This is a genomic window from Pseudomonas solani, from assembly GCF_026072635.1.
GTDB lineage: Bacteria > Pseudomonadota > Gammaproteobacteria > Pseudomonadales > Pseudomonadaceae > Metapseudomonas > Metapseudomonas solani.
Genome location: NZ_AP023081.1, coordinates 1,855,644 through 1,878,728, shown reverse-complemented (window position 1 = coordinate 1,878,728; position 23,085 = coordinate 1,855,644). Strand labels below are relative to the sequence as shown.

Below are 23,085 nucleotides of genomic sequence, written 5' to 3'. Positions count from 1 at the left end.
TATACTGGCTGTCTCATAACTTAGAAGGGGAAACGCGATGTCGTCTAAGCACTTGATCGAATATGAACATGCCAGTCCGGAAGTACGCGCCGTCTATGACGACATCATGGCCACGCGCAAGGTCGACCAGGTGAACAACTTCTGGAAGGCCCTGGCCCAGCACCCGGACAACCTGCGTCGCACCTGGGAGAGCCTGAAGCAGGTGATGGCCCCCGGCGCGCTGGACCCGCTGACCAAGGAGCTGCTCTACGTGGCCGTCAGCGTCACGAACAATTGCGCCTACTGCATCGGCTCGCACACGGCGGCGGCGCGCAAGGCGGGGATGACCGAGGAAATGTTCGGCGAACTGCAGGCGGTGATCGGCATGGCCAATGAGACCAACCGGCTGGCGACGGGTTATCGGGTTCCGCTGGACGCGGCTTTTCGCGAGGACTGATTCAGGCGATCCGCGAGGGACGCTGCAGCTCGTACTGGTCGTGGCCGTCGTCCCAACCGGCTTCCCAGGCCGCGGCGAGGACTTCGGCGGGGTAGGGTTGCTGGTTGATGGTCTGGCCGGTGAGGCCTGCCATGTAGCCTTGTTGGTAAGCCTTGTTGAGGCTTTCCAGGCTCCATTGCTGGCTGTCTTCGGGGTGGGCGTCTGGGGGCGCCATGGGCAAAGCTCGCAGGCTCTGGATATGTGCTCATGCTAGCTGCCGGTTTTCCGGCGCGGGTGGCCGCCTGTCCCAGTTGGAGCCCCAGCTTGTCGGTTTTGTGACAGGCCGCGCCTTTTGAGGGCACGAGGTTTCGCGGGTGGTTCCGGCGCCGCTGCAATCCGTAGGTTGGGCTGAGGCACGAAGCCCAACGAGCGGGGTTGCGGCTAGCACCGTTGGGCCTCGCTGCGCTCGGCGCCAACCTACCGTAGCCCGGGCTTCAGCCCGGGAACGGCAGGGACCGTGTCAGTTGCTCAGCAAGCCGAGGATGCTGGCCTGGTAGGCGGCGACGAAGGTATCGAAGTCGACATCGGGTTCGGCTTCCAGGCGCGCCTGTTCTTCCAGGGACTGGCGCGCCATGGTTTCCAGGCGCTCCTGGTCGTCCGGGGCCAGGGTCTCGGCGCGGAAGTACTCGGCGTGCTGCCGGCTGTAGCGCAGGGCGAACTCGCTGAAGCTCTCGCCGCGCTCGCGCAGTTCGGCCAGGACCCGGGCCGAGGGCGTGAGGTTGGCGTCGGCGACCTTGAGGCGCTGGGCCGCGAGGGCTTCGGCGTGGGCCTGGCTGCCCTGGGCGCGGTCCAGCAGGTCGGCGGTGCGGGCGATCTGGTCGAGCAGCTCGCCGGCCCATTCCTGGAGGCCGATTTCCTGGCCGTTGCGCTGCAGGTGCAGGCCGGGGCGGCGACCTTCCTTGACCACGCGCTGGAAGTTGTCGGTGCAGTCGCGGCATTCGCCGCCGGCCAGGGGCGGGCTGTCCTGCAGTGCGCAGAACAGCAGGAAGGCGTCGAGGAAGCGCGACTCTTCCAGGTCGATGCCCAGGGGCAGGAAGGGGTTGATGTCCAGGCAGCGCACTTCGACGTACTGCACGCCACGGGCCATCAGCGCCTGGATCGGGCGCTCGCCGGTGTAGGTGACGCGCTTCGGGCGGATCGACGAGTAGTACTCGTTCTCGATCTGGATCACGTTGGTGTTCAGCTGCACCCACTCACCATCGCGCTTGGTGCCGATCTCGGCATAGGGCGGGTAGGGCGTGGACACCGCCTGGCGCAGGCTCGACAGGTAGCTGTCGAGGTTGTTGTAGCAAGGCGTGAGGCCGGACTGGGCGTTGTTCTGGTAGCCCAGGTCGCTCATGCGCAGGCTGGTGGCCCAGGGCAGGAACAGGGTGTCGGCGTCGAGGCGGTCGAGGTCGTGGGGGCGGCCACGGAGGAAGTTCTGGTCCAGCGCCGGCGCCGCGCCGAACAGGTACATCAGCAACCAGCTGTAGCGGCGGAAGTTGCGGATCATCGCGATGTAGCGCGCCGACTGGAAGTCGCGGTCGCTATGCTCGTCGCCTTCGGCTTCCTTGAGCAGGGGCCACAGGGCTTCGGGCAGGGAGAAGTTGTAGTGGATGCCGGCGATGCACTGCATGGTCTTGCCGTAGCGCACGGCCAGGCCGCGGCGGTAGACGTACTTCAGGCGGCCGATGGGCGAGGTGCCGTAGCGGGCGATCGGGATGATCTCCTCGCTGGGCAGGCGGCCGGGCATCGAGGCGCTCCACAGCAGCTCGCCGTCGAGCTTCTGGTAGGTGAAGCGATGGATCTTCTCCAGGTCCGCCAGGGTGTCGGCCGGGTCGTGCTCGGTGGGGGTGATGAACTCCAGCAGCGACTCGGAATAGTCGGTGGTGATCTGCGGGTTGGTCAGGGCCGAACCGACGGCCACCGGGTGCGGCGTCAGGGCCAACTGGCCGTTGTCTTCGACGCGCAGGCATTCGCGTTCGATACCGTGCAGGCACTGGGTCAGCAGGGACAGGTGGGCACGCTCGCCCAGCAATGCCAGGCGGCGGGAGAGAAGGTCGCTCAATTTGGAATCCTGTGGGTCCCAGGGACAGTCGCCCCAATATGAGGGTGGACTGGTCGGTCTACAAGGGGCGGACATGACTGCGTTGTCGCTTTGTCCAGAATAGAGCCTCGCCGTCCTGGCGCTTACAGCTGGGCGAAGGTGCCTTGCCCTTTAGCGACCAGCTTGTCGCCCTGCAGCACATCGGCTTCGACCACCAGGGTCCGCGAGCCGGCGTGCACCACCCGCGCGCGGCAGAGGATGTCACCCTCGGCCACGGGACGGATGTAGTTGATCTTGCATTCGATGGTGGCGCTGCGCCGCTCGAAACCATGGACGCTGGTGCAGGCCAGGCCCATGGCGATATCGAGCAGCGAGAAGATGGCTCCGCCGTGCATCACCTGGCCGCGATTGCGCAGGTGCTCGCCCATCGTCAGGCGCGCCTCGGCGACGCCGTCGCCCAGGCTGACCGGTTCGATGCCCAGCAGCTTGCTGTAGGCGCTGGCGGTGTGCAGGTCGGAGATTTCCATCTCAGCTCACTTCTTCTTGATCTGCTTGGCGTTGGCGAACAGCGAGGCCATGGCGTTGTTCGTCGGCGCCGCCTGTTGCTGCTGGCGCGGTGCGCCGCGATCCGCACGCTGGCCGCCCTGCGAACGACCGCCGCCGCGCGGGCCATCGACCTTCTCGCCGGGGGTGTCGCTCATGCGCATGGACAGGCCGACGCGGTTACGCGGGATGTCCACTTCCATGACCTTGACCTTGACGATGTCGCCGGCCTTGACCACTTCGTACGGGTCCTTGACGAACTTCTCCGACAGCGCGGAGATGTGCACCAGGCCGTCCTGGTGGACGCCGATGTCGACGAAGGCGCCGAAGTTGGTGACGTTGGTCACCACGCCTTCCAGCACCATGCCGGGCTTGAGGTCCTTGAGGCTCTCGACGCCTTCCTGGAACTCGGCGGTCTTGAACTCGGGACGCGGGTCGCGGCCGGGCTTGTCCAGTTCCTTGAGGATGTCGGTGACGGTCGGCAGGCCGAAGGTCTCGTCGGTGAACGTGGCCGGGTCGAGGCGCTTGAGGAAGCCCGAGTCGCCGATCAGCGAGCGGATGTCGCGGCCGGTGTCGGCGGCGATGCGCTGCACCAGCGGGTAGGTTTCCGGGTGCACCGCGGAGGCGTCCAGCGGGTTGTCGCCGTTCATCACGCGGAGGAAGCCGGCGGCCAGCACGTAGGTCTTCTCGCCCAGGCGGCTGACGTTCTTCAGCTCCTCGCGGGTCTTGAAGGCGCCGTTGGCGTCGCGGTGGGCGACGATGTTCTGCGCCAGGGTCGCGTTGAGGCCGGAGATGCGCGCCAGCAGGGCGGCGGAGGCGGTGTTCACGTCCACGCCCACGGCGTTCACGCAGTCTTCCACCACCGCGTCCAGGCTGCGCGCCAGCTGCAGCTGGGACACGTCGTGCTGGTACTGGCCGACGCCGATGGACTTGGGCTCGATCTTCACCAGCTCGGCCAGGGGGTCCTGCAGGCGGCGGGCGATGGACACGGCGCCCCGCAGGGACACGTCCAGGTCGGGGAATTCCTTGGCGGCCAGTTCCGAGGCCGAGTACACCGAGGCGCCGGCCTCGCTGACCATGATCTTGGTCATCTTCAGGCCCGGCATCTTGCTGATCAGTTCGCCGGCCAGCTTGTCGGTCTCGCGGCTGGCGGTGCCGTTGCCGATGGCGATCAGGTCCACGCCGTGCTTGGCGCAGAGCTTGGCCAGGGTGGCCAGGGTGTCATCCCACTTGTTGTGCGGCACGTGGGGGTAGACGGTGGCGGTTTCCAGCAGCTTGCCGGTGGCGTCGACCACCGCGACCTTGCAGCCGGTACGCAGGCCCGGGTCCAGGCCCAGGGTGGCGCGCGGGCCGGCCGGGGCGGCCAGCAGCAGGTCGTGCAGGTTGCGGGCAAAGACGTTGATCGCCTCGGTCTCCGCGCCTTCGCGCAGTTCGCCCAGCAGGTCGGTTTCCAGGTGGGTGTAGAGCTTGACCTTCCAGGTCCAGCGCACCACCTCGCCCAGCCATTTGTCAGCGGCGCGGGCCTGGTCCTTCACGCCGAAGCGCTCGCCGATCATCACTTCGCAGGGGTGCATGGTGCCCGGCAGCTCGTCGCCGACCTTCAGGGCGACGCTGAGCACGCCCTCGTTGCGGCCACGGAAGATCGCCAGGGCGCGGTGCGACGGCGCGCCCTTGAGGGCCTCGTCGTGCTCGAAGTAGTCGCTGAACTTGGCGCCTTCCTGTTCCTTGCCGGCCACCAGGCGGGCGGTGAGGGTGGCGTTGTCCTTGAGGAAGCTGCGCAGGCTGGCCAGCAGGGTGGCGTCTTCGGCGAAGCGCTCCATGAGGATGTACTTGGCGCCTTCGAGCACCGCCTTGGTGTCGGCGAAGCCCTTTTCGGCATCGATGAAGCGTGCGGCTTCGGTTTCCGGCGCCAGGGTCGGGTCGGCGAAGAGCGCGTCGGCCAGCTCGCCGAGGCCGGCTTCCAGGGCGATCTGGCCCTTGGTGCGGCGCTTCTGCTTGTACGGCAGGTAAAGGTCTTCGAGGCGGGTCTTGGTGTCGGCCAGCTTGATTTCGCGGGCCAGTTCCGGGGTCAGCTTGCCCTGTTCCTCGATGCTGGAGAGGATCGCGCCACGGCGGTCCTCCAGCTCGCGCAGGTAGCGCAGGCGCTCTTCCAGGTTGCGCAGCTGGGTGTCGTCCAGGCTGCCGGTGACTTCCTTGCGGTAGCGGGCGATGAAGGGAACGGTGGAGCCTTCATCGAGCAGGGCAACGGCAGCGGCGACTTGTTGCGGGCGCACGCCCAGCTCTTCAGCGATTCGGTTGTTGATGCTTTCCATATGAAAAAGACACACCTGATGACCAACGAAAGACCGGCCGGGCCTGGCCTCGGTCGGGAAACAAGCGGCGCATTATAAACACCCCGTTGCGTTGGCCAGGGCACCGTTCGGGGAAAAATCTGCTAACAATGGTCGAGCCGCGCGACACCGGCGCTGAGTAATAATGCCGCGCTTGAGAAACCAGGAGAGAACATGAGCAGCATCCCCAATGCCGAGGGCGAAAAGATCCTGATCGTCGACGACGACGCGCGTCTGCGTCGTTTGCTCGAGCGCTTTTTCGAGGAGCAGGGCTACCGCGTGCGCGCGGTGGAAAACGTCGAGCAGATGGACCGCCTGCTGGCCCGCGAGCTGTTCAATCTCGTGGTCCTGGACCTGATGCTGCCCGGCGAGGACGGCCTGTCCGCCTGCCGCCGCCTGCGCGCATCGAACAACCAGGTGCCGATCATCATGCTCACCGCCAAGGGCGACGAGTCCAGCCGTATCCAGGGCCTGGAACTGGGCGCCGACGACTATCTGGCCAAGCCGTTCAACCCGCGCGAGCTGCTGGCGCGGATCAAGGCCGTGCTGCGCCGCCAGGCACCTCAGGTACCCGGCGCTCCCGCCGCTGCCGACGAGAGCGTGAGCTTCGGCGAGTACGAGCTGTCCCTGGCCACCCGCGAGCTGAAAAGGGGCGAGGACGTGCACATGCTCACCACCGGCGAGTTCGCCGTGCTCAAGGCCCTGGTCCAGCACGCCCGCGAGCCGCTGACCCGCGACAAGCTGATGAACCTGGCCCGTGGCCGCGAATGGGACGCCCTGGAGCGCTCCATCGACGTGCAGATCTCCCGCCTGCGCCGGCTGATCGAGCCCGACCCGTCCAAGCCCCGCTATATCCAGACCGTCTGGGGCGTCGGCTACGTGTTCGTGCCCGACGGCAACAAGTGACCCACCCCGCCGCGCCCGTATTCCCGGGCGCGGCACTGCTGTGCAAGGCGTCTGAGCCTCCTGCCCGGAAAACCCGATGAAAGCGCCGTACTGGTTCCCGCAGAGTTTCTTCTCCCGCACCCTCTGGCTGGTGCTCATCGTCGTGCTGTTTTCCAAGGCCCTGACCCTGGTCTACCTGATGATGAACGAGGACGTCCTCGTGGATCGCCAGTACAGCCACGGCGCGGCCCTGACCCTGCGCGCCTACTGGGCCGCCAGCGAAGCCGAGCGGGATGACCTGGCCAAGGCCGCCGGCCTCAAGCGGGTGACCCGCGACGCCGTGCCGCCCAGCGAGCAGCACTGGCCCTACAGCGAAATCTTCGAGCGGCAGATGCAGACCGAGCTCGGCCCCGAAACCGAGGTGCGCCTGCGCGCCAAGAGCCCGCCGGCGCTCTGGGTCCAGGCCCCGGCGCTGGGCCCGGACTGGGTGCGCATCCCGCTGTATCCACACCCCTTGCGGGGGCAGCGCATCTGGAGCGTGCTCGGCTGGTTCCTCGGCATCGGCCTGCTGTCCACCGCCGCCGCCTGGATCTTCGTGCGCCAGCTCAACGCCCCGCTCAAGCGCCTGGTGTTCGCCGCCCGCCAGCTCGGCCAGGGCCGCAGCGTGCGCCTGCCGGTGAGCGACACCCCCAGCGAGATGACCGAGGTCTACCGCGCCTTCAACCAGATGGCAGAGGACGTCGAGCAGGCCGCCCGCGAGCGCGAGCTGATGCTGGCCGGCGTCTCCCACGACCTGCGCACCCCGTTGACGCGGTTGCGCCTGTCCCTGGAGCTGATGAGCAGCGACAGCGAGCTGACCGAGGACATGGTCCGCGACATCGAGGACATGGACGCCATCCTCGACCAGTTCCTCGCCTTCATTCGCGACGGCCGCGACGAGCGCCAGGAAGAACTCGACCTGGGCGAGCTGGTGCGCGAGGTGGTGGCGCCCTACAACCAGCACGAGGAGCGCGTGCGCCTGTGCCTGGAACCGCTGCCGCCGTTCCCGCTGCGGCGCGTGTCGATCAAGCGCCTGCTGGTGAACCTGATCGAGAACGCGCTGCGATATGGCGGCAACGGCGTCGAAGTGGCGGCGTTCGTGGCGGGTGATCACACCGCGCCCTATATCGTCCTCAGTGTCCTCGACCGCGGCCAGGGCATCGACCCGGCGGAGCTGGGCGACATCTTCAACCCCTTCATCCGCGGCGACCGCGCCCGTGGCGGCAAGGGCACCGGCCTGGGCCTGGCCATCGTCAAGCGCATCGCCGCGCTGCACGGCGGCAGCGTCGAGTTGCGCAACCGCTCCGGCGGCGGCCTTGAAGCCCGCGTGTGCCTGCCCATCGGCCTGCTGCTGCCCCGCGACGCCGCCTGATCACCGCGCCCCGGCCGCCTGTGCCGGAGCCTCCGCGCCGCCGGCCGCGCCTTCCGTCAGGCGGCGGTCGGCGCTTGCGTTTGTATAGTGTCACTTTGCCTTGACCCACGTACTCTAGGCGCCCTGGACTATCCTCTAGCGCGCGTAGACATGAGGTCACAATGCCCGCCGCTCAAGCCCGCTTGCCCAACTGGACCTGGTGGTCGTCACTCCCGTTGCTGCACATCGCCACCTGGCTCTCCCTGGGCACTCAGGTTTCCGGCGGCGTGGCGCTCTGGTACCTGCCATTTTCCCTGGGCCTGGTGGGTTGCCTGTGGTGGGGCCCCGGGTATTGCTCGCGGTCTTTCTCAATGCCGCGCTGAGCGCGCCGCTGTGGGGGCTGGACTGGCGCCTCGCGCCCTTCTACGCCCTGCCCGAAACCCTCAGCATCGCCGTCGGCTGGCTGCTCCTGCGGTCGTCGCGCTTCGATGTCGCCCTGGCGGATTTCTCCAGCCTGCTGCGCTTCATGCTGCTCGGCGTGCTGGTGCCGGTGACCCTGGTGTCCACCGGGGTGCAGGGCAGTCTTCTGCTCACCGGGGTGATCAAGCCCGAAGCCTGGGGCACCGCCAGCCTGCTGATGTGGCTGGGCGACAGTCTCACCACCCTGGTCATCGCCCTGCCGCTGCTCACCTACCTGACGCCCTGGTTGCGCCGTCGGCGCTGCGCCCTGGGCACTTACTCGCGGCTGCCCGAATCGATGCTCAGGCTGCCACCCTGGCCGGTGCTGCTGGTGTTGTGTATCGCCCTGCCGCTGGCCATCGCGGTGATGCCGCTGCTGCTGACCCTGCCGCTGATCGGCCTGGTGATGCTCAGCCTGGCGCTGGTCTGGGGCTTCCCCGGTGCCCTGTGCGGCGCCGGCCTGACCACCGCCACCGTGCTCGCCCTGCCGATCCTCCGCGAGCTGGGCGAGGCGCCGCAGTGGCTGGAGCCGCAGCGCATCGAACTGCACTTCAGCGTGCTGCTGCTGATGGTCTCCACCCTGCTGGTGGGCCGCTCCCTCAGCGACCTGCGCCTGGAGCTGCGCCGCCGCAACGAGATGCAGCAGGCCCTGGCGCTGAACAGCCTGGCCCTGGAAGCCAGCCCGCTGGGGGTGATCATCGTCGACGCGCGCCAGCCTGATTTTCCCCTGACGTACTGCAACCCGGCCTTCCAGCGCATCACCGGCTACAGCCGCAAGGAGGTGCTGGGGCGCAACTGCCGCTTCCTGGTCGGCCATGACCGCAACCAGCCCGACTTGCCGCGCCTGCTGGCCGCCATCCGGCGCGGCGAGCCCTGTCAGGTGGTGCTGCGCAACTACCGCAAGGACGGCAGCCTGTTCTGGAACGAAGTGACCCTGGCGCCGATGCACGACGACCATGGCATCAGCCACTTCGTCGCCCTGCAGCACGACGTCAGCCGCCGCGAGATGCTCGCCGAGGAGTTGGGCGTGCGCCGCGAGGAACTGCTGCGCCAGACCCACCTGCTGAGCCAGACCGAAGCCATCGCCGACATCGGCGGCTGGGTGCTGGAGCTGCCCGGCGAGCAGATGTTCTGGAGCGAAGGCACCTTCCGCATCTACGACCTGGACCCCGTGGGCGGCGCGCCAAACCTGGAACAGGCGATGAACTACTTCGACGAGGACAGTCGCGCCCGCGCCCAGGCCACCCTCGACCATGTGCTGCGCACCGCCGACCCCTTCGACATCGAACTGCGCATCGTCACCGCCAAGAGCATCTACCGCTGGGTGCGCCTCAAGGGCCTGGCCGAGCACGACGGCGAGCAGGTGATCCGCATCTACGGCGCGGTCCAGGACCTCACCGAGCTGAAGCGCGCCGAGCGCCGCCAGCGTGAGCGCGACGAGCGCCTGCACCTGTTCTTCGAGGCGCCGCTGATCGGCATGGCCCTGTGCTCGCCCGAGCACTGCTGGGAAGAGGTCAACTTCAAGCTGTGCAGCATCCTCGGCCGCTCCCGCGAAATGCTCCAGGGCGCCGACTGGCTGAGCATCACCCACCCCGACGACCGTGGCGCCGAGCTGGCCCTGCTGCACCAGGTGCGCAGCGGCCAGCGCGACGGCTACGAGCTGGACAAGCGCTTCCTGCGGCCCGACGAGAGCGTCATCTACACCCGCATCAACGTCCGCGCCGTGCGGGACGCCGACGGCCGTCTCCATGCGCTGCTGGCCCTGGTGGAAGACGTCAGCGCCCGCCGCGAGGCCGAGGCGCGCTACCGCATCCTGGTGGAGCACGCCCCCGAGGCGATCCTGGTGTTCGACGTCGAGCGCGGCATCACCGAAGCCAACGAAAACGCCGCACGCCTCTACGGCCTGCCCCGCGAGGAGCTGATGGGGCGCATGCCCACCAGCTTCAGCCCGCTGCTGCAGGCCGATGGCCGCCCGTCGCGGGATGTCGGGCACGCCTACGCCCAGGCCGCGCTGGCCGGCGAGGCGCCGGTGTTCGAGTGGCTGATGCGCGATGTCGCCGGCCGCGTGCGCCCTTGCGAAGTGCGCCTGGTGCGCTTGCCGGGTGGCGGCGCGCCGTTGATCCGCCTGAGCATCACCGACATTTCCGAGCGCCAGCGCTACCAGCGCGAGATCGAACGCCTGGCCTACAGCGACGAACTCACCGGGTTGCCCAACCGCCGCCTGCTCCTCGACCGCTTGCAGCACGCCATGGCCCGCGAGGTGCGCGAAGGCCGCTACGGCTCGCTGCTGTTCATCGACCTGGACCACTTCAAGACCGTCAACGACAGCCTTGGCCATCCGGTGGGCGATGCCCTGCTGCGTGAAGTCACCGCGCGCCTGGCCAGCTGTCTGCGGGCCGAAGACACCCTGGCGCGCCTGGGCGGCGACGAATTCGTGGTGCTGCTCGAAGCCCTGGCCGACAGCCCCGAACAGACCGCCGAATACGCCGCCGAAGTGGGCACCAAGCTGCTCCACAGCCTGCACGGCAGCTACCGCATCGGCGAGCACGAGCTGTCGGTCAGCGCCAGCATCGGCATCGCCCTGCACCCCTTCGAGCGCCAGGGTGCGGCCGACGTCCTCAAGCAGGCCGACACCGCCATGTACCGGGCCAAGCAGGGCGGCCGCAACGCGCTGCACTTCTTCGCCCCGGCCATGCAGGCCGCCATCGACCAGCGCCTGCAGCTGCAAAGCGAGCTGCGCCAGGCCGTCGCCCGGGGCCAGCTGTTCCTCGAATTCCAGCCGCAGCTGTCCCTCGCCGACGAGCGCGTGGTAGGCGCCGAGGCCCTGCTGCGCTGGCGCAACCCCACCCGAGGCGTGGTGCCGCCGAGCCAGTTCATCGCCCTGGCCGAAGAGACCGGGCTGATCCTCGAACTCAGCGACTGGGTGCTCGACCGCGCCTGCGCCAGCCTGGCCCAGTGGCTGCCGCAGTGGCCCGAGCTGGTGATGGCGATCAACGTCAGCCCTCGCGACCTGCGCCAGGGTGATTTCGTCGCCCGGGTCAGCGACTGCCTGCAGCGCCACGGCGTGCCGGCCCAGCGCCTGGAGCTGGAAATCACCGAAGGCAGCCTGCTGGAAGACGTCGAGCAGTGCATCGCCGCCATGCAGGCGCTCAAGCGCCTGGGCGTGCGCTTCGCCATCGACGACTTCGGCACCGGCTATTCCTCGCTCACCTACCTCAAGCGCCTGCCCCTGGACCGCCTGAAGATCGACCGCAGTTTCGTCGAAGGCCTGGAACTGGCGGGCAGCGACGCCGCGCTGGTGGACACCATCCTCGCCATCGGCCACAACCTCGGCCTGGAATGCGTGGCCGAAGGCATCGAAGCCCGGGCCAGTACCAGAGCCTGCGCGCCCTGGGCTGCGCCCTCGGCCAGGGCTACCACTTCAGCCCGCCGCTGGATGAGGCGGCCTTCCTCGACTGGCTGCGGCAGCGCGCCCCTTGAGCCTGTTCCCGCATGCAGGGATGCCCGGACATGCGGGGCCGGCGCTGCAAAGCGTCGGCGCTGGTCTTAACTTCAACTGGGGTCGCCACCTGAGCATCAGCCTGGTGGCGGCCAATACCCTCAAGGATGTGGTGCCCGATCAGGACAGCGGACAGGTCCTGGCGCAGATCGTCATCCGTTAATCGTTTTTCTCAGGAGACCCACGTAATGACCACGCTGCTGCTGTACAAGGAAATCAAGGCGCTGAACCGCGAGGAGCACCGCTCGCTGAAACTCGCCAGCCTCCAGAACAGCGAATTCGCTTCCAGCACCCACCTGGTGCCTCTGGCCGGCCTGGAGTTCTTCCAGGCGTCGCGCCACTACCCGATCGTGTTCATCGGTGAGGGCGCCCAGGCCGTGCCCATCGCGCTGCTGGGCCTGAAGGCCGGCCACAACGGCTACGTCGACGCCAACAACCTGTGGCAGGAAAACTGCTACATCCCGGCCTTCGTGCGTCGCTATCCCTTCGTCCTGGCCCAGGACAGTGCGGAGAACTTCACCGTCTGCTTCGACGCCGCCTACTCGGGCTGGAACGAGGAAGAGGGCCGCGAGCTGTTCGACGAAGAAGGCCAGAACAGCCCCTTCCTCGAAGAGATGATCCAGTTCCTGCAGAACTTCACCACCGAGATGGAGCGCACCCGCCGCTTCGTCGACAAGCTCAACGAGCTGGAACTGCTCTCCACCCGCAGCCTCAAGCTCAGCCACAGCAATGGTGAGAGCTTCGTGCTCAGCGACTTCCTGGCGGTGGACGAGGAGCGCTTCCTGGCCCTCTCCGACGACAAGGTGCTGGACCTGCACAAATCCGGCTTCCTCGGCTGGATCTACGCCCACCTGATCTCCCTGGGCAACGCCAACCAGCTGTTCGCCCACTACCTGGCGAAGAAAGCGGCCGGCGAAACCACCACCCATTGATGGGCGCGGCTCCGCTCCCGGCCGGGGGCGGAGCCTGTTTCAGCACAACGACTTCCTTGATGCATCCGTAGGTCGGGTGAAACCCGGCGGCTTTTGTGTGGGCGCTGGATGGACTCGGCGTATGGCGGGATGTGCTGGGTGCGACCCCGTTGGTGGACGTGAAGAGCGACGTCCACCCTTGCCATGTGATTTGGGATTCGCGGGTTTCACCCGCCCTACGGGAGCGCACCGGGTAGGTCGGGTGCAACCCGGCGGGACGGGCTCAGCCCTTGCCCTTGGTGCGGGTCATATTGGGGCCGGCGTGTTTTTCCAGGTGCTCGATGATGATCCCGGCAACGTCCTTGCCGGTGGTCACTTCGATGCCTTCCAGGCCGGGGGAGGAGTTCACCTCCATCACCAGCGGGCCGTGGTTGGAGCGCAGGATGTCGACGCCGGCCACCGACAGGCCCATGACCTTGGCGGCGCGGATGGCGGTCATGCGTTCTTCCGGGGTGATCTTGATCAGGCTGGCGCTGCCGCCACGGTGCAGGTTGGAGCGGAACTCGCCCGGCTTGGCCTGGCGCTTCATCGAGGCGATGACCTTGTCGCCCACCACGAAGCAGCGGATGTCGGCTCCGCCGGCCTCGCGGATGTATTCCTGCACCATGATGTTCTGCTTCAGGCCCATGAAGGCCTCGATCACCGATTCCGCCGCCTTTTCCGTCTCGCACAGCACCACGCCTATGCCCTGGGTGCCTTCCAGCACCTTGATCACCAGCGGGGCGCCGTTGACCATGCGGATCAGGTCGGGGATGTCGTCGGGGGAGTGGGCGAAGCCGGTCACCGGCAGGCCGATGCCCTTGCGCGAGAGCAGTTGCAGGGAGCGCAGCTTGTCCCGCGAGCGGCTGATGGCCACGGATTCGTTGAGCGGGAACACGCCCATCATCTCGAACTGGCGCAGCACGGCGCAGCCGTAGAAGGTCACCGAGGCGCCGATGCGCGGGATCACCGCATCGAAGCCTTCCAGGGGCTGGCCGCGGTAGTGGATCTGCGGTTTGTGGCTGGCGATGTTCATGTACGCACGCAGGGTGTCGATCACCTGGATCTCATGCCCGCGCTGCTGGCCGGCTTCCACCAGGCGACGGGTCGAATAGAGACGCGGGTTGCGCGACAGAACGGCAATTCTCATTGGGCACCTGGAAGGGAGTCGAAGGCCGGTAGGGTCGGCTTGTCCTGTACGTAGCTAAGGGCCGGGTTGACCACCAGTTGGCCGTCCACCAGGGCTTTGGAACCGATCAGCACGCGATAGCGCATGGTCTTGCGGCAGGCCAGGGTGAACTCGATCGGCCAGGCGCGATCGCCCAGGGCGACCGTGGTGCTGATCACGTAGCGGCTCTGGGCCTGGCCGTTGGAGCTTTTGATGGTCTTCACCGACACCACCTGCGCCTCGCAGCGGTGGCGCCGTTGCACCAGCGTGCCGAGGTGCGCGGTGAAGCGCACCCAGCGCTCGCCGTCGCGCTCGAAGGGCACGATGTCGCTGGCATGCAGGGTGGAGGTGCTGGCTCCGGTGTCGATCTTGGCGCGCAGGCCGACCATGCCGAGTTCCGGCAGGGCTATCCATTCACGCAGGCCGATCACGGAGAGTTGGTCGAAAGTCTTCAATGCAGGCTTTCCGCTAAAGTTGTCGGCATTCTAGTTGCCCCTTGTGACAACTGCATCCGGCCCGGCGTGCGCCCGGGACGCAAATTTTCAGGTTGCGAGCCAGTGCAGCCTGCCAGCATGGAAACCGTGGCATGAGCGACAAAGACGACGACAAGGTACGCCTCGACAAATGGCTGTGGGCGGCGCGCTTCTACAAGACCCGCGCCCTGGCCAAGGAAGCCATCGACGGCGGCAAGGTCCACCACCGGGGCGACCGCTGCAAGCCGGGAAAGGAGCCGCGCATCGGTGACGAGTACGTGATCCGCACCGGATTCGACGAGCGCACGGTGGTGGTCCGCGCGCTGTCCGTTGTGCGCCGTGGCGCGCCCGAGGCGCAGACCCTCTATGAGGAGACCGCCGACAGCGTGCGCCGCCGCGAAGAGGCGGCCGCCATGCGCAAGGCCGGCGCCCTGGGCGTGCAGACCGAAGGCCGGCCGACCAAGAAGCAGCGCCGGCAGATCCACTACCTGCGCGGCGGCTCCGGTGACTTCGTCGACGATTGAGCCGCCATGGGGCCGGTAGACAACCGGCGCTTGGTCGCCTCGGGGGTTTGCACCTAAAATCGCCAGCCTTTCGGCCGAGCAGGCCCCCAGACGCAGCGAGTCCGTCATGTCCGATAACACCCAGCGCTTCCTTTTCGACGATACCGACGTGCGCGGCGAAATGGCCTCCCTCGGCGAGAGCTACGCCCACGTGCTGGCCAAGCACCCCTACCCGGAGCCGGTGGCGCAGCTGCTCGGCGAAATGCTCGCCGCCGCCTCGCTGCTGGTGGGCACGCTGAAATTCGACGGCCTGCTGGTGCTCCAGGCGCGCTCTTCCGGCGCCGTGCCGCTGCTGATGGTGGAATGCTCCAGCGACCGCGAACTGCGCGGCATCGCCCGCTACCACGCCGACCAGGTGGTGGCCGGAGCCGGCCTGCACGAGCTGATGCCCGAAGGCGTGCTGACCCTCACCGTGGACCCCAAGCAGGGCCAGCGCTACCAGGGCATCGTCAGCCTGGAAGGCGCCAACCTGGCGGAAAGCCTCTCGGCCTACTTCGCCAACTCCGAACAGCTGCCGACCCGCTTCTGGCTCAACGCCGATGGCCGCAACGCCCGGGGCATGCTGCTCCAGGCCCTGCCGGCCGACCGCCTCAAGGACCCGGAAGCCCGTGCCGCCAGTTGGCAACACCTCACCGCCCTGGCCGACACCCTCACCGCTGAGGAACTGCTGAGCCTGGACAACGAAACCGTGCTGCACCGCCTCTACCACGAGGAGCAGGTGCGCCTGTTCGACCCCCTCGCCATCAGCTTCCGCTGCAGCTGCTCGCGCCAGCGCTCGGCCAACGCCCTGGTCAGCCTCGGCCACGCCGACGCCGACGCCCTGCTGGAGGAGAACGGCGGCACGGTGGTGATCGACTGCCAGTTCTGCAACCAGCGCTACAGCTTCGACGCCGCCGACGTGGCCCAGCTGTTCGCCGGCGGCGGCAGCGCGGCGCCATCAAGCACAAAACACTGATCGTAAGCCGGAAGCCGGAAGCCGGAAGCCGGAAGCCGGAAGTCGGAAGCCGGAAGTCGGAAGCTAGAAGTTGGAGGCTGCTCTGCTCTTTCTTCAAGCTTCCAGCTTCAGGCTTCCAGCTATCTGGCCAAACTAATAAGTTTCCTACCAATTTGTAGTGTGTCGTAGCGCCCCTCGGGCCTGTGGATATCTCCGCCAGCGCCCGTCTGGCCTCGTCTTGACGCTTGCCGTTCCGCTCGTGACCGGTGAGTTGGAAATGGTCATTTCCAGCTATCCGTTCGTCGGTCGAGCGCGTGCCTGAGTCGCGCTGCCGGGTGCCCGGTCTGACTGAAACGCCCGTATCGTCTGCCTTACGTCCAGTCATCTCGCCTAAGCCATAGTTCCTCTGGCATAATCCGGCGCACTTTTTTCGCTGTAGCGGGTCGCATAGCCCACTACATATTTGATTGGAGGACTCGGCCTCTCGCCGACGGGGAACCACATGACGCAAGCCAATACCGCCGTGTACACCGATATCAGCGCCGCGCAACTGGTCGAAGAGGCCATTCGCCGTGGCGAGGGTGAGCTGGCCGCCAACGGTTCGCTGGTAGTTAGGACCGGTCACCGCACCGGCCGTTCTCCGGCTGACCGCTTCATCGTCCAGGAGCCGAGCACCGACTCCAAGATCGCCTGGGGCGCCATCAACCGTCCGTTCCCGGCCGACAAGTTCGATGCCCTGTGGACCCGCGTCGAAGCCTATGTGACCGAGCGCGAGCGTTTCGTTTCCCACGTTCACGTCGGTTCCGATCCCGAGCATTACCTGGCGGTCAAGATGACCACCGAGACTGCCTGGCACAACCTGTTCGGCCGTTGCCTGTTCATCAACCCGGAACAGTACAACCCGCAGGCCCGCCAGGAATGGCAGATCATCAATGCCCCGAACTTCGTCTGCGAACCGGAGCGTGATGGCACCAATTCCGATGGCTGCGTGATCCTCAACTTCGCTGCCAAGAAAGTGCTGATCGCCGGCATGCGCTACGCCGGTGAAATGAAGAAAGCCATGTTCTCCGTGCAGAACTTCCTGCTGCCGGAAAAAGACGTGCTGCCGATGCACTGCGCTGCCAACGTTGGCGAAGACGGCGACACCACCCTGTTCTTCGGCCTGTCCGGCACCGGCAAGACCACCCTGTCCGCTGATGAAAGCCGTTACCTGATCGGTGACGACGAGCACGGCTGGGGCGTGGGCACCGTGTTCAACATCGAAGGCGGCTGCTACGCCAAGTGCATCGACCTGTCCGAGAAGAACGAGCCGGTAATCTGGAAAGCCATCCAGTTCGGTGCCGTTCTGGAAAACGTCGTGCTCAACCCGGAAACCCGCCTGCCCGACTACAGCGACGACAGCCTGACCCAGAACTCCCGCGCGGCCTACCCGCTGGAGCTGGTTGAGAAGCGCGTCGAGGCCAACCGTGCCGGCGAGCCGAACGCGGTGATCTTCCTGACCTGCGACCTGACCGGCGTACTGCCGCCCGTGTCGATCCTCAACAACGAGCAGGCGGCCTACCACTTCCTCTCCGGCTACACCGCCCTGGTGGGTTCCACCGAGATGGGTTCCGGCGGCGGCATCAAGTCGACCTTCTCCACCTGCTTCGGCGCACCGTTCTTCCCGCGCCCGGCTGGCGAGTACGCCGAGCTGCTGATCAAGCGCATCAAGGGCTTCGGCTCCAAGGTGTACCTGGTCAATACCGGCTGGACCGGTGGTGGCTACGGTGTTGGCAAGCGCTTCAACATCCCCACCACCCGTGGCGTGATCGCGGCCATCCAGAGCGGCGCTCTGATCGGTGCCGAAACCGAGCACCTGCCGCTGATCAACCTGGACGTGCCGAAGGCCGTTCCGGGCGTCGAGACCAACCTGCTCAACCCGCGCAACACCTGGGCTGACAAGGCTGCCTACGACGAAGCCGCCAAGGGCCTGGCCGAGAAGTTCATCGAGAACTTCAAGAAGTTCGACGTCTCCGACGCCATCCGCAACGCCGGCCCGCAGCTGTAAGCGAGCCCGTTGTAGAAGAAGCCGCCTCCGGGCGGCTTTTTCATTGGTCGCCACGGGAATTCCCGGGTGCTCGGAGTCGAGGGTGGCGTAGGGTGGATGACGCTTTTTCCGTCCACCGGCGGTGCCTGAACCGGGCTGCGATGCCAGGAGCGGGCGATGATGGGTTTCGCTGCGCTCTACGCCATCCTACGGGCATACAGGCCAACGCCCTGCACTGTCGCGGCGCTGCTGCGTTGCGCTTCTGGCCATGATCGACGGCCCCTTTCGATGGAGTGAAGCCATGCCTCGCAACACCCTCGCCGCCACCTTCGGCTACGACGCCTTCCGCCCCGGCCAGGAAGCGGCCATCCGCTCGGTGCTGGCCGGCCGCTCGACGGCGGCGATCTTCCCCACCGGCTCGGGCAAGTCGCTGTGCTACCAGCTATCGGCCCTGCACCTGCCGCACCTGACCCTGGTGGTCTCGCCGCTGCTGGCATTGATGCAGGACCAGTTGGCCTTCCTCCATCGCCACGGCATCGCCGCCGCCAGCATCGATTCCGCGCAGAGCCGCGAGGAAGCCGCCGCCGTCATGGCGCGGGCGCGTTCGGGCGAGCTGAAGATCCTGATGATTTCGGTGGAGCGCCTGAAGAACGAGCGCTTCCGTGGCTTCATCCAGCAGGTGCCGATTTCCCTGCTGGTGGTGGACGAGGCCCACTGCATTTCCGAGTGGGGCCACAACTTCCGCCCCGACTACCTGAAGCTGCCGGACTACCAGCGCCAGTTCGGCATTCCCCAGGCGCTGCTGCTGACCGCCACGGCGACGCCGGCGGTGATTGCCGACATGCAGGCCAAGTTCGCCATCGCCGACGAGGACGTGGTCACCACCGGCTTCTACCGCAGCAACCTCGACCTCGCCGTCGAGGCGGTGGCCGGCCCGGCGCGCATGCAGCGCCTGGTGCAGTGGCTGGCGCCGCGCAAGGGCCAGCCGGGTATCGTCTACGTAACCCTGCAGAAAACCGCCGAGCAGGTGGCCGAGGCGTTGGTGCGCAGCGGCCTTTCCGCTGCCGCCTACCACGCCGGCATGGGCCATGAGGCGCGCGAGGCGCTGCAGCGCCGCTTCATGGCCGGGCAGGTGGACATGATCGTCGCCACCATCGCCTTCGGCATGGGCATCGACAAGAGCGACGTGCGCAACCTGGTGCACTATGACCTGCCCAAGTCAGTGGAGAACTACAGCCAGGAGATCGGCCGTGCCGGGCGCGACGGCCAGCGCTCGGAATGCCTGGTGCTGGCCAACCGCGACGGCCTCAGCGTGCTGGAGAACTTCGTCTACGGCGACACGCCGGAGCGCGATGGCATCCTCCGCGTGTTGCAGGAGCTCAAGGGCGCGGCCGGGGAGGGTGGGCGCTGGGAGCTGACCCTCAATGCCCTGTCCGACCAGAGCAACATCCGCCAGCTGCCGTTGAAGACCCTGCTGGTGCAGCTGGAGCTGCGCGGCATCATCGCGCCGCTGTTCGCCTACTTCGCCGAATACCGTTTCAAGTACCTGGTGGAGCCCGAGGCGCTGGTGGCCAAGTTCGAGGGTGAGCGGCGCCAGTTCGTCGAGGCGCTGGTGAGCACCTCGCAACGGGCGCGCACCTGGAGCACGGTGGATTTCGACCGGCTCTACAACGAGCACCAAGCCGAGCGCGCACGGGTGGTGAAGGCCCTGGATTTCTTCCAGGAGCGCGGCTGGATCGAACTGGAAAGCAAGCAGATGACCGAGGTCTATGCCTCGCTGCGCAGCGACTGGGATGCCGAAGTGCTGGCGGACGAGCTGCATGGTTATTTCCAGCGCCAGGAAGCCAGCGAGATCAACCGCATCAACGCCATGCTGGAACTGTTCGCCAGCGACACCTGCCTCAGCCAGCGCCTGGCCGCCTACTTCGGCGACCGCCAGGCGCCCGCCGCTTGCGGGCATTGCTCGGTGTGCCGCGGCCAGGTGGCGTGCTTGCCCGAGCCGGCGGCGCTGCCCGCGCTGGAGGGGAAGAATTTCGCCGCGCTTTGCGACGGATTCCGCCAGCGCCAGCACGAACACGACGGCCGCGATGCGGGTGCGGAGAGCCTCACCCGTTTCCTCTGCGGCCTTGCCACGCCAATCTTCACCCGCTTGAAGGCCCGCAACCTGCCGGGCTTCGCCGCGCTGGAGGACTATCCCTACGCTCAGGTGCGCGACTGGGTCAGCCGTCAGCTCGATCGGTAGCCTGGGCTTCAGCCCAGGGATCCACCACGGCCCGTACCAGGCACGGGCCATGGCCTGCCTACCGCCTCGTTAGGCCACCAGTGCCCGGTCACTGAAGCTGGGCTGCTGCACGGCCTGGTAGGTGGAGATGGCCTGGTTGGCCAGCCTCGGCGTCACCAGCCCCAGGTCGGGCTGGGTGAAGGCCTGCTGGTTGCCGTCCAGCTGCAGACGCTGACGGGCGATGAAGTCCCCGGACAGCGGGTTGTTGGGGTTCAGGTCATCGGTCTGCTGGGCTTCGACGTAGTCGGCGATCCGCTGCTGCTGGAGCTGTTGCTGCTGCAGACGGGCAGTCTCGGCGGCGTTCTCACGGAGCTGCTGGGCCTGCACTTCCCGCAGGTCCTGCGCCCGTTCCCGGGCCAGCTGCTGGTTCTCTTCGAACTGCTGCTGGGCTTCCTCACGGGCGATACGCGCCCGCTCGTTACGGGTGTCGATGGCGTTGGCGGAGGTCACGCCGGGCTGGGCGTTGACCGCCAGTGCGTCATTGGTCCGCGTAAGCGGCGTGTCGTTGAAAAAAGGCGTCGGGCCTAAGGGTGTGATTGCGATAGCCATTGGGTTCTCCCTGGTTTTTTGGCCTGGGAGTTTCAGTCTACGGCGAGGCAAACCCTTCTTTTAGGCCGATCCCGCATAAGGCTGGTGACTCGATCGTCTAGCACTTTTCTCCCCTGCGCCTGTCCCGCCGCTTCGCTCAGGAACCTCCCCTCGCGCCTGCATCGCCCGGCTCATGGGGGCTGCCGGCGATCGGCGTCGTTGGGGTGAATCTGCAAGGTGGTACGGACGTGCGGAAAACGCCCTGGCAACCGTTCGTCGGTAGGCCCTCAGCCGGGTTCGCCCAATTCGAGGATCTGCCCGATCAGCCACTGCAGCGCCGCGTCCCGCTCCCGTGCCTGCACGCTGACCACATCCAGGTGGAAGGGCCCCACGGCGAAGGGCAGTTCGTGCAGCTCCAGCGGCAGCAGGCGGGCGAAGTACTGGGCCAGTTGCGTGGGCAGCACCGCCACCAGGTCACTGCCGGCGACGATGTGCGCCGCCTGCAGGTAGTTCGGCGTGGTGTAGAGGATCTGTCGCGTCAGGCCGCGCTCGGCGAGCCACAGGTCGACCATGCCTTTGGTCTGGCCGCCATGCACCCAGAGGTGGCGTAGCCTGAGGAAGTTTTCCAGGTCCGGCTCACCGCGCAGCAACGGGTGCTCGCGGCGGGCGGTGAGGCGCAGGGTTTCGCTCATCCAGCGGCGGCTGGCGAAGCGCGGCGGAATGCTCTGGAAGCGCCCCAGCACCAGGTCCAGCTCGCCCTTGTCCAGCGCTTCGGCGGGGAGGCTGGGGCTGAGGTGGCTGATGGCGATCTGCACCCCCGGCGCCAGCACCGCGAGGCGCTCCAGCAGGCGGGTCATGCAGATCAGCTCCACGTAGTCGGTCACGGCGATGCTGAAGCGCTGGCGGCTGCTGGCCGGGTCGAAGGCCTCGCCGGCGGAAAGGCTCTGCTCGATCTGCGCCAGGGCGGTGCGGATCGGCGCCTCCAGGGCCAGTGCCCGAGGGGTGGGCTGCATGCTGCGGCCCACACGTACCAGTAGCGGGTCGCCGAGCAGCTCGCGCAGGCGGTTGAGGGCGTTGCTCACCGCTGGCTGGCTGAGGGATAGGCGCTCGGCGGCGCGGGAGACATTGCGTTCACGCAGCAGGGCGTCGAGCACGCGCAACAGGTTGAGATCGAACGTGGAGATATTCACCGTGGAAATACGACCTATCACAAGACTAAATTTCAAAAATAGTACCGGCTTCCTTAAGGTGTCTGGCGATTTTCGTTTCCCCGCGCGCAGGCCTGCGCCCTGTCAGAACAACAAGAGGACGATGCGATGACCCAGAGCCCCAACGACATTCGACAAGCCGCCGTGATCGGTGCCGGCACCATGGGCCGGGGCATCGTCATGAGCCTGGCCAACGCCGGCGTGCAGGTGCTGTGGCTGGACAACAACCCGCAGATGCTGGTGCAGGCGCTGGGCGTGGTCGCCGACACCTACGCCCACAATGTGCGCCAGGGCCGCATCGACGAAACCCAGGCCGCCGCCCGTCGCGCCTGCATCACCCAGGTGGCCGACTACGACGCCCTGGCCGATGTCGACCTGGTGATCGAGGCGGTGTACGAGAACCTCGAGCTCAAGCAGCAGATCTTCCGCGAGCTGGACGCCCGGCTGAAGCCGTCGGCGATCCTCGCCAGCAACACCTCGGCGCTGGATATCGACGCCATCGCCGCCGTCACCGCGCGCCCGGAACAGGTTCTCGGCCTGCACTTCTTCAGCCCCGCGCACATCATGAAGCTGCTGGAGATCGTACGCGGCGCCAAGACTGCCAAGCCGGTGCTCGACGCCGCCCTCGTGCTGGGCAAGCGCATGGGCAAGGTCAGCGTCATCGCCGGCAACTGCGACGGCTTCATCGGCAACCGCATGCTCCACACCTATGTGCGAGAGGCGCGGATGATGCTGCTCGAAGGCGCCTACCCCCATCAGGTGGACGCCGCCCTGCAGGGCTTCGGCTTCGCCATGGGCCCGTTCCGCATGTACGACGTGGTCGGCATCGACCTGGAGTGGCGTGCCCGCGAACTGGCCGGCCAGGGCCAGGACGACCCGGCGGTGCAGGTGGACAACCGCCTCTGCGCCCTCGGCCGCTTCGGCCAGAAGTCGCGCATGGGCTACTACCGCTACGCCGAAGGCAGCCGCCAGGCCGAGCACGACCCGGAAGTGGATGCGCTGGTGCTGCAGGTGGCCGAGCAGCTCGGCTTCGAGCGCCGCAGCATCGGCCAGGAGGAAATCCTCGAGCGCTGCCTGCTGGCCCTGGTCAACGAAGGCGCGAAGATCCTCGAAGAGGGCATCGCCGCGTCCAGTGCCGATATCGATACCGTCTACCTCAACGGCTACGGCTTCCCTGCCGACAAGGGCGGCCCCATGAGCTGGGCCGATGGCCAGGGCCTGGAAGCCATCCGTGAGCGCCTGGAATACCTCGCCGGCCGCTTCGGCCTGCACTGGCAACCCGCCGCCCTGATCCAGCGCCTGGCCGCCGAAGGCCGCCGCTTCGCCGATTGCCAAGAGGACGCCTGA

Annotated in this window: 20 protein-coding genes; 12 read left to right on the top strand and 8 right to left on the bottom strand. The window is 67.0% G+C overall.

Annotation, left to right across the window (positions count from 1 at the left end):
* Positions 1-37 precede the first annotated feature (37 nt).
* Positions 38-436 carry a carboxymuconolactone decarboxylase family protein gene (locus tag PSm6_RS08630; protein ID WP_031287423.1) on the top strand — a complete coding sequence of 133 codons (399 nt, stop codon included), beginning with the start codon at positions 38-40 and terminating at the stop codon, positions 434-436.
* Position 437: 1 nt separating this feature from the next.
* On the opposite strand, the gene rmf is transcribed toward PSm6_RS08630, so the two are convergent.
* The 4 genes from rmf to PSm6_RS08610 form a co-directional block, all read right to left on the bottom strand.
* Positions 438-650 carry a ribosome modulation factor gene (gene rmf, locus PSm6_RS08625; RefSeq protein WP_021218600.1) on the bottom strand — a complete coding sequence of 71 codons (213 nt, stop codon included), beginning with the start codon at positions 648-650 and terminating at the stop codon, positions 438-440.
* Between the two features lie 285 nt (positions 651-935).
* Complete coding sequence (gene gshA / locus PSm6_RS08620; protein WP_021218601.1) at positions 936-2,522, bottom strand: glutamate--cysteine ligase; 1,587 nt, start codon at positions 2,520-2,522, stop codon at positions 936-938.
* 122 nt (positions 2,523-2,644) lie between these two features.
* Complete coding sequence (locus tag PSm6_RS08615) at positions 2,645-3,028, bottom strand: PaaI family thioesterase (protein ID WP_021218602.1); 384 nt, start codon at positions 3,026-3,028, stop codon at positions 2,645-2,647.
* Between the two features lie 6 nt (positions 3,029-3,034).
* Complete coding sequence (locus tag PSm6_RS08610) at positions 3,035-5,356, bottom strand: Tex family protein (RefSeq protein WP_021218603.1); 2,322 nt, start codon at positions 5,354-5,356, stop codon at positions 3,035-3,037.
* A 153-nt stretch (positions 5,357-5,509) separates the two neighbouring features.
* Between PSm6_RS08610 and ompR the strand changes: the two genes are divergently transcribed.
* The 6 genes from ompR (at position 5,510) to PSm6_RS08585 (ending at position 12,539) form a co-directional block, all read left to right on the top strand.
* Positions 5,510-6,280 carry an osmolarity response regulator transcription factor OmpR gene (gene ompR, locus PSm6_RS08605; protein WP_371877119.1) on the top strand — a complete coding sequence of 257 codons (771 nt, stop codon included), beginning with the start codon at positions 5,510-5,512 and terminating at the stop codon, positions 6,278-6,280.
* A gap of 76 nt (positions 6,281-6,356) precedes the next feature.
* Positions 6,357-7,670 carry an ATP-binding protein gene (locus PSm6_RS08600; RefSeq protein WP_043240429.1) on the top strand — a complete coding sequence of 438 codons (1,314 nt, stop codon included), beginning with the start codon at positions 6,357-6,359 and terminating at the stop codon, positions 7,668-7,670.
* A gap of 161 nt (positions 7,671-7,831) precedes the next feature.
* Positions 7,832-8,032, top strand: coding sequence for a hypothetical protein (locus tag PSm6_RS30345; RefSeq protein ID WP_307735130.1), 201 nt, complete (start codon positions 7,832-7,834; stop codon positions 8,030-8,032).
* Complete coding sequence (locus PSm6_RS08595) at positions 8,002-11,658, top strand: bifunctional diguanylate cyclase/phosphodiesterase (RefSeq protein ID WP_307735129.1); 3,657 nt, start codon at positions 8,002-8,004, stop codon at positions 11,656-11,658. Before PSm6_RS30345 ends, PSm6_RS08595 begins: the two co-directional genes overlap by 31 nt.
* Positions 11,609-11,770: a hypothetical protein gene (locus PSm6_RS08590; protein ID WP_021218607.1), complete on the top strand. Its 162-nt coding sequence runs from the start codon at positions 11,609-11,611 to the stop codon at positions 11,768-11,770. Before PSm6_RS08595 ends, PSm6_RS08590 begins: the two co-directional genes overlap by 50 nt.
* Before the next feature lie 25 nt (positions 11,771-11,795).
* Positions 11,796-12,539, top strand: a complete 744-nt coding sequence (locus PSm6_RS08585; RefSeq protein WP_021218608.1) for a SapC family protein — start codon at positions 11,796-11,798, stop codon at positions 12,537-12,539.
* Positions 12,540-12,801: 262 nt separating this feature from the next.
* Here PSm6_RS08585 and rimK read toward each other — a convergent pair whose 3' ends face one another.
* Positions 12,802-13,707, bottom strand: a complete 906-nt coding sequence (rimK, locus tag PSm6_RS08580; RefSeq protein WP_021218609.1) for a 30S ribosomal protein S6--L-glutamate ligase — start codon at positions 13,705-13,707, stop codon at positions 12,802-12,804.
* Positions 13,704-14,180 carry a retropepsin-like aspartic endopeptidase RimB gene (gene rimB, locus PSm6_RS08575; protein ID WP_021218610.1) on the bottom strand — a complete coding sequence of 159 codons (477 nt, stop codon included), beginning with the start codon at positions 14,178-14,180 and terminating at the stop codon, positions 13,704-13,706. Before rimB ends, rimK begins: the two co-directional genes overlap by 4 nt.
* A 131-nt stretch (positions 14,181-14,311) precedes the next feature.
* On the opposite strand from rimB, the gene PSm6_RS08570 reads away from it, so the two are divergent.
* The 4 genes from PSm6_RS08570 (at position 14,312) to PSm6_RS08555 (ending at position 19,963) form a co-directional block, all read left to right on the top strand.
* Complete coding sequence (locus PSm6_RS08570; protein WP_021218611.1) at positions 14,312-14,722, top strand: RNA-binding S4 domain-containing protein; 411 nt, start codon at positions 14,312-14,314, stop codon at positions 14,720-14,722.
* Positions 14,723-14,828: 106 nt separating this feature from the next.
* Positions 14,829-15,716 (top strand): Hsp33 family molecular chaperone HslO, encoded by an 888-nt coding sequence (hslO, locus tag PSm6_RS08565; RefSeq protein WP_184489775.1) that lies wholly within the window; start codon positions 14,829-14,831, stop codon positions 15,714-15,716.
* 481 nt (positions 15,717-16,197) lie between these two features.
* Complete coding sequence (locus PSm6_RS08560; protein ID WP_021218613.1) at positions 16,198-17,742, top strand: phosphoenolpyruvate carboxykinase; 1,545 nt, start codon at positions 16,198-16,200, stop codon at positions 17,740-17,742.
* A gap of 280 nt (positions 17,743-18,022) precedes the next feature.
* Positions 18,023-19,963: a RecQ family ATP-dependent DNA helicase gene (locus PSm6_RS08555; RefSeq protein ID WP_265170031.1), complete on the top strand. Its 1,941-nt coding sequence runs from the start codon at positions 18,023-18,025 to the stop codon at positions 19,961-19,963.
* Positions 19,964-20,032: 69 nt separating this feature from the next.
* Here the strand turns inward: PSm6_RS08555 and PSm6_RS08550 are convergent, their stop codons facing one another.
* Together PSm6_RS08550 and PSm6_RS08545 are read right to left on the bottom strand one after the other, a co-directional pair.
* On the bottom strand, positions 20,033-20,551 hold the full coding sequence (locus tag PSm6_RS08550; protein ID WP_265170030.1) for a hypothetical protein: 519 nt from the start codon (positions 20,549-20,551) through the stop codon (positions 20,033-20,035).
* A gap of 266 nt (positions 20,552-20,817) precedes the next feature.
* Positions 20,818-21,720 (bottom strand): LysR family transcriptional regulator, encoded by a 903-nt coding sequence (locus tag PSm6_RS08545; protein WP_265170029.1) that lies wholly within the window; start codon positions 21,718-21,720, stop codon positions 20,818-20,820.
* Between the two features lie 126 nt (positions 21,721-21,846).
* On the opposite strand from PSm6_RS08545, the gene PSm6_RS08540 reads away from it, so the two are divergent.
* Positions 21,847-23,085, top strand: a complete 1,239-nt coding sequence (locus PSm6_RS08540; protein ID WP_265170028.1) for a 3-hydroxyacyl-CoA dehydrogenase — start codon at positions 21,847-21,849, stop codon at positions 23,083-23,085.

Coding starts and splice junctions, on each gene's coding strand:
- PSm6_RS08560 (WP_021218613.1), top strand. CDS start 16,198: ATGACGCAAGCCAATACCGCCGTGTACACCGATATCAGCGCCGCGCAA.
- PSm6_RS08590 (WP_021218607.1), top strand. CDS start 11,609: ATGCCCGGACATGCGGGGCCGGCGCTGCAAAGCGTCGGCGCTGGTCTT.
- PSm6_RS08570 (WP_021218611.1), top strand. CDS start 14,312: ATGAGCGACAAAGACGACGACAAGGTACGCCTCGACAAATGGCTGTGG.
- PSm6_RS08630 (WP_031287423.1), top strand. CDS start 38: ATGTCGTCTAAGCACTTGATCGAATATGAACATGCCAGTCCGGAAGTA.
- PSm6_RS08540 (WP_265170028.1), top strand. CDS start 21,847: ATGACCCAGAGCCCCAACGACATTCGACAAGCCGCCGTGATCGGTGCC.
- PSm6_RS08555 (WP_265170031.1), top strand. CDS start 18,023: ATGCCTCGCAACACCCTCGCCGCCACCTTCGGCTACGACGCCTTCCGC.
- PSm6_RS08615 (WP_021218602.1), bottom strand. CDS start 3,028: ATGGAAATCTCCGACCTGCACACCGCCAGCGCCTACAGCAAGCTGCTG.
- hslO (WP_184489775.1), top strand. CDS start 14,829: ATGTCCGATAACACCCAGCGCTTCCTTTTCGACGATACCGACGTGCGC.
- rimK (WP_021218609.1), bottom strand. CDS start 13,707: ATGAGAATTGCCGTTCTGTCGCGCAACCCGCGTCTCTATTCGACCCGT.
- PSm6_RS30345 (WP_307735130.1), top strand. CDS start 7,832: ATGCCCGCCGCTCAAGCCCGCTTGCCCAACTGGACCTGGTGGTCGTCA.
- PSm6_RS08550 (WP_265170030.1), bottom strand. CDS start 20,551: ATGGCTATCGCAATCACACCCTTAGGCCCGACGCCTTTTTTCAACGAC.
- rmf (WP_021218600.1), bottom strand. CDS start 650: ATGGCGCCCCCAGACGCCCACCCCGAAGACAGCCAGCAATGGAGCCTG.
- PSm6_RS08610 (WP_021218603.1), bottom strand. CDS start 5,356: ATGGAAAGCATCAACAACCGAATCGCTGAAGAGCTGGGCGTGCGCCCG.
- PSm6_RS08600 (WP_043240429.1), top strand. CDS start 6,357: ATGAAAGCGCCGTACTGGTTCCCGCAGAGTTTCTTCTCCCGCACCCTC.
- PSm6_RS08585 (WP_021218608.1), top strand. CDS start 11,796: ATGACCACGCTGCTGCTGTACAAGGAAATCAAGGCGCTGAACCGCGAG.